This window comes from Clostridium neonatale (genome assembly GCF_900465025.1).
Lineage (GTDB): Bacteria > Bacillota > Clostridia > Clostridiales > Clostridiaceae > Clostridium > Clostridium neonatale.
The window spans coordinates 82,753-99,955 of sequence record NZ_UICR01000002.1; the positions used below are offsets into that span (position 1 = coordinate 82,753).

The 17,203-nt window shown below is 26.0% G+C and carries 14 protein-coding genes and 1 pseudogene; all 15 read right to left on the reverse strand.

The genetic code is table 11. The annotated features are described in order from the left end of the window. Window positions 1–75: 75 nt before the first annotated feature. Window positions 76–1,491: a group II intron reverse transcriptase/maturase gene (gene ltrA / locus CNEONATNEC86_RS11950; protein WP_200848525.1), complete on the reverse strand. Its 1,416-nt coding sequence runs from the start codon at window positions 1,489–1,491 to the stop codon at window positions 76–78. 500 nt (window positions 1,492–1,991) lie between these two features. Beyond that, complete coding sequence (locus CNEONATNEC86_RS11955; protein ID WP_159136087.1) at window positions 1,992–6,365, reverse strand: coiled-coil domain-containing protein; 4,374 nt, start codon at window positions 6,363–6,365, stop codon at window positions 1,992–1,994. Then, window positions 6,366–7,079: a DUF6063 family protein gene (locus CNEONATNEC86_RS11960; RefSeq protein WP_159136088.1), complete on the reverse strand. Its 714-nt coding sequence runs from the start codon at window positions 7,077–7,079 to the stop codon at window positions 6,366–6,368. Between the two features lie 11 nt (window positions 7,080–7,090). Next, window positions 7,091–8,719 carry a hypothetical protein gene (locus CNEONATNEC86_RS11965; protein ID WP_159136089.1) on the reverse strand — a complete coding sequence of 543 codons (1,629 nt, stop codon included), beginning with the start codon at window positions 8,717–8,719 and terminating at the stop codon, window positions 7,091–7,093. Window positions 8,720–8,724: 5 nt separating this feature from the next. After that, entirely contained in the window at window positions 8,725–9,753 is a 1,029-nt protein-coding gene (locus CNEONATNEC86_RS11970) for a Wadjet anti-phage system protein JetD domain-containing protein (RefSeq protein ID WP_159136090.1), read from the reverse strand. Window positions 9,754–9,816: 63 nt separating this feature from the next. Next, window positions 9,817–10,776: a hypothetical protein gene (locus CNEONATNEC86_RS11975; RefSeq protein WP_159136091.1), complete on the reverse strand. Its 960-nt coding sequence runs from the start codon at window positions 10,774–10,776 to the stop codon at window positions 9,817–9,819. A 34-nt stretch (window positions 10,777–10,810) separates the two neighbouring features. Further along, window positions 10,811–11,467, reverse strand: a complete 657-nt coding sequence (locus CNEONATNEC86_RS11980) for an N-acetyltransferase (RefSeq protein ID WP_159136092.1) — start codon at window positions 11,465–11,467, stop codon at window positions 10,811–10,813. 93 nt (window positions 11,468–11,560) lie between these two features. Beyond that, on the reverse strand, window positions 11,561–12,508 hold the full coding sequence (locus tag CNEONATNEC86_RS11985; RefSeq protein ID WP_159136093.1) for a helix-turn-helix transcriptional regulator: 948 nt from the start codon (window positions 12,506–12,508) through the stop codon (window positions 11,561–11,563). A gap of 204 nt (window positions 12,509–12,712) precedes the next feature. Beyond that, a complete protein-coding gene (locus CNEONATNEC86_RS11990) occupies window positions 12,713–13,138 on the reverse strand; it encodes a helicase (protein ID WP_159136094.1) in 426 nt (141 codons plus the stop codon). A gap of 192 nt (window positions 13,139–13,330) precedes the next feature. Next, the gene (locus CNEONATNEC86_RS11995; RefSeq protein WP_159136095.1) at window positions 13,331–13,702 is read right to left on the reverse strand and encodes a hypothetical protein; all 372 of its coding nucleotides are present in this window, start codon (window positions 13,700–13,702) and stop codon (window positions 13,331–13,333) included. Window positions 13,703–13,813: 111 nt separating this feature from the next. Then, the gene (locus tag CNEONATNEC86_RS12000; RefSeq protein ID WP_230131965.1) at window positions 13,814–14,155 is read right to left on the reverse strand and encodes an HRDC domain-containing protein; all 342 of its coding nucleotides are present in this window, start codon (window positions 14,153–14,155) and stop codon (window positions 13,814–13,816) included. Next, window positions 14,132–14,317: pseudogene (locus tag CNEONATNEC86_RS21830) on the reverse strand (HRDC domain-containing protein); the annotation flags it as partial. The pseudogene CNEONATNEC86_RS21830 and the gene CNEONATNEC86_RS12000, both read right to left, overlap by 24 nt. Before the next feature lie 33 nt (window positions 14,318–14,350). Further along, window positions 14,351–15,217, reverse strand: coding sequence for a nuclease-related domain-containing protein (locus CNEONATNEC86_RS12005; protein WP_159136097.1), 867 nt, complete (start codon window positions 15,215–15,217; stop codon window positions 14,351–14,353). Window positions 15,218–15,408: 191 nt separating this feature from the next. Next, window positions 15,409–15,630, reverse strand: coding sequence for a DUF2726 domain-containing protein (locus CNEONATNEC86_RS12010; protein WP_230131963.1), 222 nt, complete (start codon window positions 15,628–15,630; stop codon window positions 15,409–15,411). A gap of 113 nt (window positions 15,631–15,743) precedes the next feature. Beyond that, window positions 15,744–17,033 carry an SNIPE associated domain-containing protein gene (locus tag CNEONATNEC86_RS12015; RefSeq protein WP_159136098.1) on the reverse strand — a complete coding sequence of 430 codons (1,290 nt, stop codon included), beginning with the start codon at window positions 17,031–17,033 and terminating at the stop codon, window positions 15,744–15,746. Window positions 17,034–17,203: the final 170 nt, after the last annotated feature.

Below are 17,203 nucleotides of genomic sequence, written 5' to 3' on the forward strand. Positions count from 1 at the left end.
ATAATCGTGATTTATATTTACAAATTACTTAAGTTGACGACATTGACCGTTCGGTATACGGCGGTTCATTAGAATTTAATGTATCATTTGATATATTTGTGTTAGACTAACAAATCCTAGTGATTCTAGGTATTTGTTATTTAAAGACTTGCTTAAAATTGGGCTTTTGGAAATTCTCCAATAGCCTTTTCTTGTATTTGCATATTCCCAAGCCTTGTATTTGTTGATTCCTAGCTTAACTAAATTCCTATGTCTGGTGCTAATTTTCTTCCATTGTTTCCAAATGCAAGCTCTTAGTCTTCTTCTAATCCATTTGTCTAGTTCAACTAGCTTTCCGCTGGCGTTGGCTATTTCATAGTAATTTATCCATTCCCGCATAATTTGATTTAATTTTATCAGTCTATATTCCATACTGATTCCTTTGTTTCTATTAGTATAAAATTTAATCTTTTCTTTAAATCTCTTTATGGATTTCTCGTGGATTCTTATCTCGGCTCCACTTTTCGAAAAATAGAATGAAAATCCTAGGAACTTTCTTTTAGATACAGAGTCTACTGCACTTTTATCCTTATTAACTTTAAGTTTTAGTTTATTTTCGATAAGATTAATCATAGATTTCATAACTCTATTTCCTGCTCTTTTACTTTTAACATATACATTATTGTCATCTGCATATCTGCAAAATTTGTGTCCTCTTTTTTCAAGTTCTTTGTCCAATTCATCTAGCATTATATTTGCTAGTAATGGACTTAACGGACCGCCTTGCGGAGTTCCTTCTTCACTTGTTATAGAAACACCATTAATAAGGACACCACTTTTAAGATATTTCCTTATTAATGCTAATAATCTTCTGTCCTGTATTTTCTTTTCAAGTTTGCTCATAAGAATATCATGATTAACTTTATCAAAGAACTTCTCTAAATCCATATCTACAACCCATCTATTTACTTGATTAATATATTCTTTTGATTTCTTTATGGCATTCTTTGCTCCTCTATGAGGACGAAACCCAAAGCTATTTTCAGAAAATGATGGTTCATAAACCCTAGATAATATTTGAGCAATTGCCTGCTGAATTAATCTATCTTGTACAGTTGGTATTCCTAATAATCTAACTCCACCATCTGGTTTCGGTATTTCTACTCTTTTTACAGGTGATGGATTATATTTCCCTTCTAGTAGTTTAGCTTTAATTGTATGCCAGTGTTTCTTGATATGCTCTCGAAGTTCATCGATTTTCATTCCGTCAACTCCATGACTACCTTTATTACTAATTACTCTTTTAAGTGCTAAAAGCATATTATTTCTTTCAAGGACTTCTTCAAGTAATCTACTAGTATCAAATGCTCCATTGTTTACGCTTTCCCTATTTGGTAAAACCATAGAATTACTCGGCGCCTTTGATTTACCTTGAAGTTCCACTTCTACTTCCATCACTTGGCCTCTATATTGAGTTTTCTGCTGTCTCTGTAATTTCTTTGATTTCTCCAAAGTTGTAAACCTCCTAACGTTCAGTCCTTCATCCGCTATCGCGATTAGCGGAGTTACTATGACCTCTGCTGACTTCTGATAGTTCAGTTATACATCACTGTATAGGTTGTAACCTAGAAATTTAATTCATTTGGTACGTACCTATCAGACCTCCCCAGGTAAGAACACGCACTTTCACCTCATCTATCTGCCACATTTACTCTAGCTATTTCGGATAGTTATAGGGCTTTACTTTGTCGTGCAAGCTTACCCATAGCTTTGAGCCTCAAATGTGATTCGTGTACCTCAGACCAAGGCTTTGCCTTAGGCTTCCTTCAGATTCCACCTCACGATGGACACCCTTGCCGTTGGCTATGCAGTTGGCACTATCAGCCTCTGCTACGGACTTTCACCGATTAGTACGTGCCCATGCTGGGCACACAAGAAAAAAGTGCTTAGTTTAAACATCTAAGCACTTTTTCTAATATTATATTATAAAATCAAACCACATTTACCCTATATCACTTTATTAAATCAAACATAGTTTCTTGGTCCACATACTCTCTTTCACCGATTCTAAAAGAACTCATCAATACCTTTTCTTGTTCTTTTTTATTAATATTTTTAATTTCATTAATATCAACATATTCTTTTCCAGAAGTTGTTTTCTCAACTGTCATAGTATAAATCTTTTTAAACATTTTTCTAACAGATTCATTAGTAACATGAGTATACGATATAATTTGTACATTAAATTTTTCAGCAAGATCAAATATTTCTCTAAGTATGGCTTCTTCACTTGTTTCTCCAAAAGGATTATCAATTAGTAATACTTTTCCTTTGTTTTTACTATTATCAATTACTGCATTTCTATCATAACGCTTATATTCAAGTAAAATTACGGTCATAATAAAAGCTATAGAAAATCTTTGTGCCCCGGTAGTTTTATTACTTATATCATTCCATCTAATATTTCCACTTTTATTTAATTCGTAAGTTATGACTGATACAGGTATAGTAGATATACTCAATACTCTATTTAATATATAGAAAGTATTTATCTTTTGCTTAATATCATTAGGATTCATATCCTCCATTATTTCATCAAGAAGGACATCAACAATGCTTAAACTATTTTCTATCATTTCATCCTTAGGCAACTTTATGTTAAATAATTCTTTCCCTTTATGACGACCTAACTTATTAATTGTTCTAAATTCTTTAATACAATCAATAATATAATCCTTAATCTGTCTCCCGATTAAGTTTTTCTCATTTTTTACTACTTCACTATGCTTTTCAACCTTACTTATTTCTTCTCTTAACACAAGAAGCACACGATCTATTTGCTCCTTTTGCTTGATATATTTTTCTTTATATACTAATAATCCATCAACATACTTTTTATATCTTTCTTCTGCTGCTAAATTAAATTCTTCTATTTCTTTAAAAATATTATTGTAATTAACTTCTATAGACTCATAATCCTTAGTTATCTTTTCAAGGTTATTTTGAAGTCTTTTACTCTCTTCAAATACATCTTTGGGCTCATTAGCAATAGCTTTGCCTTCAACTTTGTATTTTTTTAATGTTACTAATTCAATTTCTAATCTCTTGCTTAAATCTTGATTATCTTTTATTATTTGTATTATATCTTTTAAATCTTGATTTATTAATAATCTTCTCTTTTCAAAATTAAAATCACTTATTTCAGATAATGAAACAGGAGCTTTACCACTAAAATCTTTGAAAATTTCATCTTTAATATGTTCAGCGACCTCTTCTAAACCCGTTATTTTATTACTAAATTTTTCTCTTTCTATATTTAACCTATTCAACTCGTCTTCATTTTTCTTTATTAATACCTCTAGCTCTTCATCTGTATAAAGTATCAACATATCATAAAAATTTGTTTTAGTTATTCTTTTTTCTAATTTTGTCAGTGCTTTTGCATATCCTTCTATCCTTTTCACTGCTAAACTTATCTCTCTATTTAAATCAGTTATTTGCCTTGAAGTAGAATCTTTTGAATATTCATCAAAATTAATTTTTAAATCTTCTAATGATTTATTAGATGTATTTAATAGCTCATATTCATTAAAATTTGTTATTTCTTTTTCTAAGCTCTCAATTTCCATTCCATTTTTTGTTTCTGAAATAATTAAGCGATTGTGTTCTGAATCAAGAATATTTATTTGATTATTTATAGTTGAAAAATTTAACTCTATTTCTTTTAACTCTCTCTCGTTTTGATCAAATTTTATTTTGTTTTGAGATATTATTTCAAATTCATCTCTTAACTCTTCTACTTTCGTATACTTACTATTAATTTCATTTATATTATTATTTAGATTCAATTTATTTTGGTTTAAATAATTAATTCTTGTAGTTAAATCAATTTTATTATTTTCCTCATTTATTATTCTATTTTCCAAAGTAATTATTGAAGATGATGTTTCTGATATTCTTTCTTCTAAATTCAAGTCTTCTTGATTAAAATTATAAAACATCATTTTGGCTTCAAACGCATTTAATTCTTTTATCTCTACGTCTATTTGATGTATTCTTTCCTCTGTAGCCGAAATTTGTTCCTTTAGTTGTTGTATATCTTTGAGCCTTTGTTCCGGATCTAAAGTTTTGGTATCAAACGAAGTTAATATGCTTATATTTTTGCATAATGCTAAATTATTAGAAACTTCTATGAAATTATCTTCTATAGTGCTTCTAATTAAAACTGGTATGGACATTTTCATCTTTGTTTTCAATTCAATATTCTTCAATCTTTGATATTCATTTTCCGTTACTAATATCGAATAAGGAAGAAGCGGATTTTTATTTATGAGAGAAATCTTGTATTCTATAGTAGCGCTAGAGCTTATAAGATACTTTATTCCTTCAACCGGTTTTATATTATTTCTTTCTAATTCAAATAATACATCTTCATCGAAATTAATAGTTTTAAGTTCTTCAAGATCATTAAGATTAGTAGATAATTCTGCTTTTTTTCGTCCTAAATCATTTTTAAAACTATCTAAATGAATAAGTGATTTTTTTATTGCAATAATTACTTTATTAGTATCTTCTAATTTTTCATTTATCTCAAATTTTTCACAAATAGTATTATATTCATCTTTAAATTCATCAATATGAATTTTTCTTTGTTTAAGTTTTTCTAAGTCCATATATTGATTTTGTTTATCTTCATTTAGTTTTTTAAACAACTTATCTATATTATCTATTTTAATTGTTTTCTCTCTAATTTCTTGATCTTCAGCTATTAATGTACTTTCTATTAATTTTTTTTCTTTACTAATAGCTTCTAAATATTTTTCATAATTTATTATTTCACCTAAAAAATTATTAGTAATAAAATTATTTATATCTGAATTGACTTCCTTAAAATCATTTATTTTTCGAGTATATATTTTTTCATTTTGATTAAAAATTTTATTTTGGGATTTCAATTCTTGTTCTTTATTTTTTAATTTTTCTTCTTCACACTTCAATTTTTCTTTTTGCTCTTCATTTTGAAGTTTCTGCGCTTTAATGTCAACTTGTTTATTAGCTAATTCCTTTTTGTTTTGTATTAGTATTGAATGAATGTTTCCTCCTACCTCCTTAATAGCTTTAGCTATTTCAGCGGCAGTTTCATTTTTTCTATTTCTTTCTATTTCCTTTTTAGACTTTTCTTCAATTTCAACTTGCATTGAACGGCTTTTGTCTTGATATTGTACTATATAGAGACTTTGAGTATTTAATTCTTTATCTTTTTCTTCGTTTTCTATTAATCCAAGAACTTTATTTAATTTTTGTTCAAATTCTACTTTTTCATTTATTTTAGAACTATACTCAGAACTCTTTTCCTCATATTTTATTTGCGTAAATTCTTGCATTAAACCATCTTCTTGCTTTTTATAAGTTTCTATTTCTTCAAGCAAAAGTGTATTCTTGTTTTCAATAAACATATAGAGACTTGCTAATTGTTCCTTTATAATATTTTCATCTTCTTCTATTTGAATTAAACTTAATAATTTATTTTGTAGTTCCATAACAAAATTTGTCAGTTCAATATAATTTTTATGATCAGCTAGTTTATCCTGCATTTCTATAACATTATTTAAGCACTTTTCGACTTGATCTTTTATAACTAAAATACGTATTTTATCAGCATCTTTACTTAAACTAGATTCTATTAAAGGAAGCAAACTATCTCTTATTAGCTTTTCTACATTATCGTACCTTTCAAGATACTCTGAAATTCCCCCTTCTTTATTATCATTATTTAGCTTAATTATTACTTCATTCCATTCATCCTGAGATATTCCATATTCCAGAAGTCTTTCTTTATATTCTTTTCTTGCATAACTATTGTTACCAAATATCTGAACTTTACTTTTACCGTATTTACTTTGAAGGCCCTTCAACCACTCTTCAATGTTAGCTAGCGACTGAACTCCAACGTTACCATTGGGGAATTTTTTTGTAAATGGCAAATTGTCTATAGTTATTCCAAGTTCAGAAGATTCTACTATAATGAAATTGAAATATTTATACAAATCATATTTATTTCCTTTTCCTTCTTCATTTGAAGAATTAGCTTTCTTTTCAAAGCCTATTCCAGTTATTAAAAGAGTTTCATTATCATCAAGAATCCATTCTATAACTGAATATATCGGCTCTTTTCTTGTATAAACCTCTTTAAAAGGCTTAGCTACATCTGATAAAGGTCTTATCCCCTGAATTACAGTTTGAATACTCATGCTTTTTCCTACAGTATTGGTAGCTTCAACTTGTAAATCATCACCATTTAATACCATTGTTTTATTACTTAACAATCTATCAGTAGTTAAACCGTACTTGAAGTGTTCAATTTTGTATTTATTAAACAAAGGCATCTATAGTTCCCTCCTTTCTAATAAAAGTGATTCTATTAATGTTTTCCTATCTTCATCCAGGAAATAATGATTCATTAACACTGTAAATCTTGTAGTTGGTTTGATTTTATCTTCATCTTTAATATAAGTAATTAATTCTTGCATTTTAAGAAAATTTACTATTCTTCTAATAAAACCAATCTTAAATTCACTTTTGGTAGTTCCAAAACCATTCTTCTCATTTTCATCCCAAGAATTTTTATCTGACCATAATCTATGTACAGCTACGATATTAATCAAATGTTGTCTATCAATCTCTTCTGCATTAGTTCTAGATGCTGCTCTTTCCAGTGATTCATTAATTAGCTCTAATAAAGTGCTAACCTCTATATAGGATGCTGGACTAAATTCATTAGTGAACTCTGCGAAAATTATAGTCATTATTAAATATGATAAATAACTATCTGCTAAATCATTACCAAGAAGCGAAGCCTTTCTATAATCGAAACCTAAAATATCATTATCCTCATTAGGAATTAAATATAGCTTATCGGAGATAGAAATTACTCTTGCTTTTGACGCCTCACACACTATTTCCAATGCTTCTCTTACCCCTTCGTTATTAATGTAGGCTAAGAAAAGTTCCTTATAATATTTTTCCTGTACTTCATTTTTCTTAAGCAGTTTAAAAAATATTTCATTAGCAGTTTTATAGTCTTGTATGGATATACTCATAAAAATTCTCCTTATAACTCAATAAATTTAAACTTAACATTAGTTAATTCTAATTTTGTAGCCGTCATTTCTTCAAGATTAATTTCAGTATTTATTTCCATTTCATCATCTATAATTTTATCAGAGATCATGGATTCAATTCTTCTAACATATTTATGTTCGTCTTTATATAGCCTTACAACAATATTTTCAAATACAAATTCAGCATCTGATGAAAATGTTACTTCATGTATCATTTTTATTATCTTATATAATTTAATACCTTCTTTTTGATAGGCAAAAAACATCACAACGTTCCTCATTAATTCTGCATCTTTTGTTATTTCCATATATGATGAAGTATCATTTTTTAATAAGTCATTTAATAATTCTTTTAAAGTAAAGCTTTCATTCAATTCTGCATAGTTAAATAAAATATTAACAAAAGAATAGTAATAATTTTGACAATCCTCAATTCGCTTTTTCTTTTCTTCATTAGAGACAATATTAAAATCATGAGAATCTTGAATAATATCTTCTTTATTTATTTCTTTTTTTAGTGGTGTTTGTTCTAAATATGGTATGTTAATTGTGAAAATATTAGGTAAGTTTATTTTAAATAATGGCGTGTATATATCTCTCAGTGGAATTAAAAACTCTGGATTATCCTCCAGTTTATTTAATATCTCTTCTTTAAAATTAAATCTTTTTAGCACAGGCATCCTTAATAATTTTTCAAGAATATCTGAATATTCTTCTCTAAATATTTGAACTCTGCTTATCAATCCAGATGCAGCTGATTTTGCTAAACCAATTCCAATTATTAAATCTTTAAGTTGAATAAGTTGAGTTCTCAATACTTTAGCTTTTTCATGTAAATTTTCTCCTAAACCGTCTAAATAATCTTCTTTATCTTTTATTTTTAATAACGTTGATTCTCTAAGTTCTTCATATTTATCCATTTCTTCAAGTAATACGCTTAAGGTTTGGTCTATTATATCTGAATATTTGACTTCTGATGTATTAAAGATATTATTTCTAATTATTTTCATAAAACCATCTATTTTTTGATATTGAATCTCTAAATTATTGATAATATCGTAAATATCCTCCTTAGCGCCTTCATAATCATCATTTTTAAGTCTTATTTGAGCTAAGGTTTGAGAAATTTTAATTTGATATAATTCATCTATTTCTTTAGTAGATAATAAAAGTCTATAACCTTCTGGAGTTAGACTGTATGTTATTCTGTTTTCTTTATTAACTATAACATCAGTATCTTCAATTATTTTAATATATCCATTAGTTATATCCTCTTTTTCATTATTATAATATGGAAAAGCAAAAGTCTTACCTTTATTAGTTAAATGTTTTATTGTAAATTTAGTTAGTTCATCTAGATAATCATTTGTTAAAGGTTTTTTATAAGCTAATATGTTAACTTCCTCTATAAATGATTTTATATTTTCCTTAAAACAACGTTTTCTTCTTAATGATCTTTCAAATATAAAACAAAGAATTTGAATTAATAAATTATAAAATTCTACATTTGAAAACTCTTGAAATTTTTTTCTATTATTAACGATAGAGGATATTAGAAAATACGATCCAATGACATTAACTCTCTTTTCATATCCTCCAAGTATTCTTGTCATGTCCAATAACATCACACCTCCAAATCATACATATTAAGAGCTTCTTGAGGTATATATTTATTATGTAATAATATATTAAAAATTTCTTCTCTAATAAAATTGTCTTCTATTAGAAAAACGCCTCTTTCATATTCAAAGTTTTGTTCTTTTGGAATATCTTTTAGTTTCTTTCCTCTACACTTTTCGATCATCATTTTATAAGCACATTCAAATAAAGATATATTTTTCAAATTAAATGTCTTTTGTAAAGAGGAATATACTTTTTCATAGAATGATGAAAAGATATTAAATCCTGCTTTATCTATATCACCCCAATAATAAAAATTATTATCTGGATGTGTTAAATACTCTAAAGTAGTATCATCAGCTATCCCTTTAAAACTATTGTTTATTTTTCTCCCAGCTCCAAATATAATGGTATCTATACTCTTCCCTAATATATATTTGTTCTCTAAGAGCATTTTAGATATCGTTACATAAGTATCTTTGTTCTCTACAATCAATATATTTTGAGGAGCCTCTCTTTTTATAGAAAGGTAAACAAACGGTTCTGGTGTTTTATATACATTAAGATCTTTTACTATATCTATTTTTAATTTACTTAATATTGATGCTCCTTCATTTGAAGCAATTAATTTCTCATCTTCGAATATTTCATAAGATCGTTCATTCACTGAAATTTTCTTATTCAAACAAGCCTGTTTTTCTATCAGATAATTATTTAGTTCAAGAATGGTCTTCTGATCTATTACATATTGATCTAAATTCCTTCTATAGTATTCTATATCTAACTTCGGATGAATTATATAATTTATTTCATCTAATAACGCTTTTTTTGATTCATCATCTTCTTTAATCACTCTATATTTAGTATATATTTGCTCATGCAATATAGTAGGTTCAGAAGATGTAATCGACTTTAATTTATTTTCACAAATTAATTGTTTAACCAGAACCACTACATCTTTATGATTAGTTAATTTATAGAGCTTTTTGATTTCATCATAAGTAATAAATGGTTTCGAATATTTATCTAACATATTGCCTCCAATATCAACTCTTTCAAATACATTAAATGTTTATTATAAATTAACTCCTCCTATTTAAGTTGTAGAATTAACCTTATCAATTGCTATCTCCAATTCCCCCGAACTTATGTTAAGTTCTTTCATCAAAAATTCAACCTTCTTACTTTCTTTATCAATAGTCTCATCATAAATATCTTTAATTTCAATATCATCAGGATCATCTAATTTATTGAGCTTACTTAAGAGTTTAATATATGAACGTTTGGTTCTTATTAATTCTATTAATCTATTATCCTCAATTGAATATCCATTAGTAATAAGCTTAATTTTGACCTTTTTAATATCATAAGCTTTATATATTTCTTTGATTATTTCTATCCCATCAATCCCAGTCAACCTAAATATTTCATCGCTGTTTTTAATTAAATATTCAGATAAATTATCTGTATAAAATAACTCTGATAATTCATTAGTAACATTATTATTTAAAAACTCCAGCGATTCAATATTTTTACAATTATCAAAATCATCCAATATACTTTTAAAATAACTTTTGAAATCAGCATATTGTTCTAAATTACTATCATTAGAAAATCCTATTTTTCTCTTTATATCATAAAATTTTCCTTTATTTATATTTCCCTTTATAACACCGTATTTATATTGCATTTTGTATTCATCAAATCCAATTGAATATATAAAACTATATCTTCCTTCTTCCTTACTTATAAAAATATTTCTATTGTTAATGATTATATTTTTCAGAATCTCTTTTTTCTCACTATACATCTTTTTAATGATCTCTGAAAGTTCTATGCATATATGTTCTATTTCATCTAAATCATCTTTTATTGATATAGCATAATTATCTATTTTTTCTTTAATGTTATTTACCAATATTGCACCTTCACTACAATTATTATCTGACAAATATTTTACTATCTCATCATATATACTAGCTTTATATTCAATAAAAGGTAATTCTATATCACAATTGTTAATTACTTCTCCCATAATCTTTCTATCATATAACATAAAATTAAATACCTCCAAATGAAAATTATTGAATCTACTCTTTAGTGCCTTTCATTATATAGTCTGTATTAAAATACATATGCTCTCGTTTATGTATTTTTTTAAATCCGATACTTTTATAAAATTTTTGTAATCGCTTGGTTAAAACAACATATTCTTCATTATCAATAATTTGTTTTAACTCATCATCAACCTTTTCAATAGCACTTGGCAATAAAATAAAATTACCTATTGTACAATTCAATGAGTATTGAAGTATTTTTTCTAAATCTGTTATTACTCTTGTTCCTATTCCAAAATTTCTATATTGATTTTCTATATAAATTCTATCGATTGAAAATACATTGCCATTAATTCCAATAACTCCTTCCTTTTCACTATCATCTGAATTAAACAAATTAGTATATACGTCGTAAGTTTCTTGAGATATGCTATCAAAAATGTCAAATTTACATATCCCTTCATTATCCATATCATCAATTTTAAAATAAGTGCCTTGCATAAATCCTAATTCAATATCTTCAAAATCATCAAATTCTTTATCCTTTGTGCTTCCTAGAATATGAATATATACATATTGCCAATACGAATCATATTCATAAATATCTAATGATTTTTCTTCTTTCAAATTAATACTTGGTGTTATAGATGTACTTGAACTGACCCTATATCTTATTTCTTTTATTTCCATATTAAATCTCCTATACTTTTAAAAATTTTAATTAGCATTCCCTTTTATTCATTATTTGCAAGTATTATATTTAAATATATGTAACCTATTTTTCTAATTCTTATGATTTTCCATTATTCTTTTCCCTATATCATAAATCTTATTCCTAAGTTCAACTGGTTCCAAAACCTCAAACCCATCACCAAGCCCTAGTAGTTCAATACACATTCCATCTATTCCATAAGCTATAAATTCATATGTAACATACTGATTTTCTTCTTTTATTATTTTTTTATTTCTTCCTAATTTCTCATTAATTATTTTTGCTGTTTTTTTATTAAACTTAACTACTATTTTAACTTCTTTACCTCCAAACATACGCCAGGATTTAGAAAGATAATTTGAAAGTGAAAAATCAAATTCTTCTTTATCTTGCCTTAATACTTCTATGTGTTTTATTCTATCTAGCCTATATGTTCTATTTTCCTTATTCTCATTTAATGCTATAAGATATACTCGTCCATTATCAAATGTTATGTTCTGTGGCTCAATAATGTATTGACGTATATCGTCACTAGATCTTCTATAAAACAATTTGATTTTCTTCTTATCTATAAATGCAGTATAGATATTTTTTAAAATATCCTCATGATAATATTCCTCTAAATGATTCGTCTTTTCAAACGCGAACAATTTTTCCATTTCAGCTTTTTCTTTGCTACCAACAGATTTTAACAATTCCTTTTTTATTATTTTAACTTTAGTCGGTAGTATATATTGTGATCTTAATAGTATAATCAAAATAAACCATATATCCATTGCCTCAAGTTTACTGTTATTAATTATTTCCTTGAATATACCTTGATCTTCTACTACATATTTCTTACTTTTCTTATCCCATATCATTTCTACACCTAGTTCTTCTTTTAGGTATTTAACATAACTACTTATAGTTCTTTCAGTAACTCCAAATTTATCTGCTAATTCTCTTCTTCCTTGATTATTAGAGTTGTTTATTGATATAAATGTATTAATAGCATTTTCACAAAAATTTTGTTTCATTATACTGTTCTCCTTAAATAGCATTTTATAGTAGAATAAAATTTAAGTTCACTTATACATAATAAGTTTTGTAATAAACATTACTTGAAATTTTAAAATGTATGATTAAATATATTTCTATTCACAATTTTAACTACATTATTACAAAACAGTTGTAATGACAAATCTTTAATCATTCATTCATTTCCAAAACACCTCAATTATTTACTCAGCTATATTAAATAATCTATAAAAATACTCTTTGTCATCTTCTAATTCTTTTTGTATATCTTCATATTCCATAAATGTATCTTTATCATATACACAATATGCATGTTTTGCTGTAAATCTTTCTTCTTCCGAAACTTTATATGCTGTAACAACACATTTAATATGTTTCTTATAGGTTTCAATAACTACTCTGTATGTTTCATTTCCAATAATTTTTTCATAATAATATGTTTTACTGCTCCAAGATGACTTATATACATAATCAGGAGAATTCAAAATTACTTCAATCTTCCTCATTGTCATTTCTGGATGCTTGAGCTTAATATGATTTTTATAATTAGCGCTATACAAAATAATCTTCTTATGTAATTTTCCAACTAATTTAAATATTTTAAATCTATCTTTAAAATAATATTCCATAAATACCCCATCCCTATAATATGTAAATTTATTAGAAATTTCTATCTTAAAAAGATCTTATCATAGTTGGATGAAATAAAAGTTCACTCTGCTCTATTTTATTAAAAAATATATTATTTATATACTTCAACTTACCATATAATTTATAATTGTATAAAAAATAATTATAAATCACATTCAGTAACCAAATTCTTATTTTTCAATCTCTAAATTTCTCTCCTCATAATACCTAAGCTTCCTATATTCCACCGAATCAATAAATTCATCTATAAAATATTTATCCTTAATATATTCTTTTAATACATCACATAAACCTATCACAGGATAAACATCATCTTCATCAATTTCCATCTTCACCTTTCCATCATTGTAAAAAGCAAGGAAAACAGGAATTTTACAACTTTTGCTCATACTTTTTATTTCTATCATTTTTATAAATTCATGAACTTTTGTATTTATTAATAATTCTTCACTTTTTGATAATTCTTTGATTTCTTGTAAAAATCCTAAATAATAATTAAATGAATTTAATGAACTTTTTATTTTATTTATTGCAGAATACACTTCATCATCAATATTATTGAAAAACTCTATTCTTCTTATCTATGTCATAGAAGTTCTTTTAATCTAAAGCATTCATCAGATATTCTTTTAAAATTAATGATTTTCTACGCTCTAACTATTAGATATAAAATCTTCATTTTTATTAATTATTATATTAATAATTTCTTCCCCATACTTTTGAGCTTTAATTTCACCAAATCCCTTTACTTTTAAAAGCTGCTCTTTATTTTTAGGCTTCACATTAATTAATTCCTCAATTTGATCGTCTTTAAAAACCATAAATGGTTTTATTTGCTCTTTTTTAGCTGTTTCTAATCTAAATTTCTTTAATTTATTTCTTATTTGCTCTTCATTATCAGTACATGTTTCACTTAAATTTTCCTCATTTAAATGGACTATTTTTAAAACATGTTCTTTTATAATATTTAAAATATCATTACCATATTTATTAATCTTTACTTCACCTAATCCTTTAACCTTAAATAATTCTTCTGTAGTTTTTGGTTTTATTTCTACAAGACTACTCATTGTGCTTCCTGAAAATACATAATGATATTTTAGCCCACTATATCCTTCTTCTTTTGCTTTTTCATTTCTATATAATTTTAATTTTTTTAAAAGCTCATCATCATCTTCATTTAATAAAGGCTATTTATCTTCTATATTATTATCATATGCTTCTATTTCTTCCATTTCACTTGAAGGTTCATAATCTATTCTAGGTGTCTTTATAGCAGCATCAGCTTCAGAATAATCTTCTTCAGTTATCGCAAATTTTGCTTCATAATCTATGTTTATTGGTGTATGTTTTTCCTTAAAATAATTTGCTATTTTAAAAGCTACTTCTTCTTTAAAAACAGCTTTGTTAAATTTATTCTCTAACTCCTCAATATAATTTCCTAATTTTTCAGCTCTTATTATTTGGTTTTGTATATCTTCTGGTGCATATTTTTTTCTTATTATTGCTTTTGGATTAGCCATTATAACAAGAGATTTTATTGGTACATTATCGCAGTCAAAAACATCCTTAAGAATTCTCTTGATTAAATTTACATGTTTTTTATTTTGCTCAATTGGACTTGACATGCATTCTTTATTTTCATAACCATTCTTATTTTTATAAACTCTTATAAAATCTCCATCATCATTTATATTTACATCTCCTAAAAGCTGTTTTGTTTCGATTACACAAATATATTTTTTAGTTATTAGCAAATAATCAATTTGAGCATTTAAATTATCATACTCAAGTCTTATATCATGCAAATATAAAAAAGGAGTCATACAGTTTCTTAATTCAAAATCAGCTGTTCTTTCACCTTGTAGTCCTCTCTTCATAGCTTTTATTTCTTTATTTACTATTATCTTTTTAGAATCATTCTTTAACTTTGCTAGTAACTCATATAATCTGTTTAAATTATCATTTTCTTCTACGAATTCTTTTATTGCTGTGGGCTTTGAAATACTTTTAAAATCTGCACTTTCCACATTTAATAAATTCGAAATAAACCCCATCTTATATCTAACTCACTTTCAGTAATTATATTTTAATTAAATTTCTATAATAGTGACATAATACCCAAATTATAACATAATAATTACTTTTTAACCATATTTTGTGTTTTGTGAATTGTGATTCTTTTTTAAACAAAAATAAATCTAACACATAGAAATTTTTCTAAGTCAGATTTACTTTAATATAAATATTAATTACCAAGTACTTTAACCAATTTTTCTTTTAATATATCTTCTTCCCCAATTCCATTAGTAGGAAGCCTCAATATTGGTATATTATATTTCTCCAAAATTCCATCTTTCATTCTGTCCCTCTCTAGCTGCTTAGGATTATTGGCATGAAAAGCATAACCATCAACTTCTACTACTAAAACAGGTGCTTTATCTATTTTTCTAAAAATGAAGAAAATCAATATGTGTTAATGAATTAGCTACATATTTAAATTCTTTTTCATCTAGTTTTGAAGTATCACGAATAAGCATTTTAAGTGGATAATGAAGAACTTTCACCAAAGACTTAAACTCTTCATAAAAGAACTTCTTTCATCTTAATTGATTCTCTATATTGTTCAGCATCTGGTATTTTCTTAAAGTCAACTGTTTTATCATAATTAGCTTTAACTACTTCTTCAATTTCTTTAAGTGTTACATTAAAAAATTCTCTTCTTTTGTTTACCATATTAGCTTTTTTACTATCAAATGCTTTATGAAGTGAATTTTCTAAAGCTGGTGCATCATCTGAAAAAATCATAGCATGTATATCAAAATCAAAAGGTACCGATGCATCACCTAATTCATCTACTCTCTCTTGTGGATCTAATCTTCTAGTCATACCAATCTTGTATACATTTTCACCAAATGCACCTATGTTAGAAATAATATAAACATAACCTGCTTTTTGATTATTTTGCCTATAATCAATATCCTTCAAGTTATTATTTAATTGTTCTAGTTGCTCTTCTAATTCAACTTTTTTATCGATTAAAGCTTTTCTTTTTTCTTCTTCTAAATCCCCAGCCTCTAATTGTGATAATATTGATTTAAGCGCGTTATCAAAGTGTTTTATATCTTTATTTATATTCTTTTTAGCCTCTTCTAATTCTTTCTGCAATCTTGCTTCTTCACGTAATTCTTCTCTGATACGTTTTTGTTCCTCTTTTTCTTCTTGTTTCTTAACTTGATATTCATATGCTAAATATAATTCTTCAATTTTAATATCAAGATATTCTTCTTTTATTTGAACACATACTGTTACATTGAGCTTATTTAAGGCTTCAAATGATTTTTCTATTCTTTTTTTCATGTTATCAATATTGTTAAATTTGACTTTATCTATAGCATTTTCACATTCTGTATTAAAACTTCTCAAAATTTGTTTAATATTATCATTAGTCATCTTTTTTCCTTTAGCCTTGCTTCCATCAACAGTCCAATTTTCAGAATAACTAACTGCACTTTTATTTTTAATCATTTCTTTTTGATTTTTTCTTATTTCATCTAACTTATCTTTATATTCATCAGATGTTACAAAATCATATTTAGGTGTATATAATCCAAATTCTTGCATTAGCACTTCTTCTTCAAGAAGTATTAATTCTTTCTTTTTTGCTTCAATATCATTATTTAATTTTAATATCTTATTGTCTAATTCTGAAACTTTATTTTCTAAATTATCTCTTTTTATGTTTAATTCATCTATGTAATCAAGTATTTTTTTAGCATCTAACATTTCTGGTGTACACAGTGAATGTAATTTTTCAATTTCTGCTTTCAATTGTTTATTTTCTTTCGCTTTGAGTAAATCCATAAATCCCATTGTTATCCTCCTATTTCCTTCTTTTCTATTTATTTAATATTAATAGTTTTGATTCGTATTATATGAATAGCACTAAACCGCTAGCGCGGTGGTAATATATGTTTTCACTTATTTAGTTCTCATATTTTAATTATAACAGTTTATTTTTTCTATAAATCCTTTAATATATA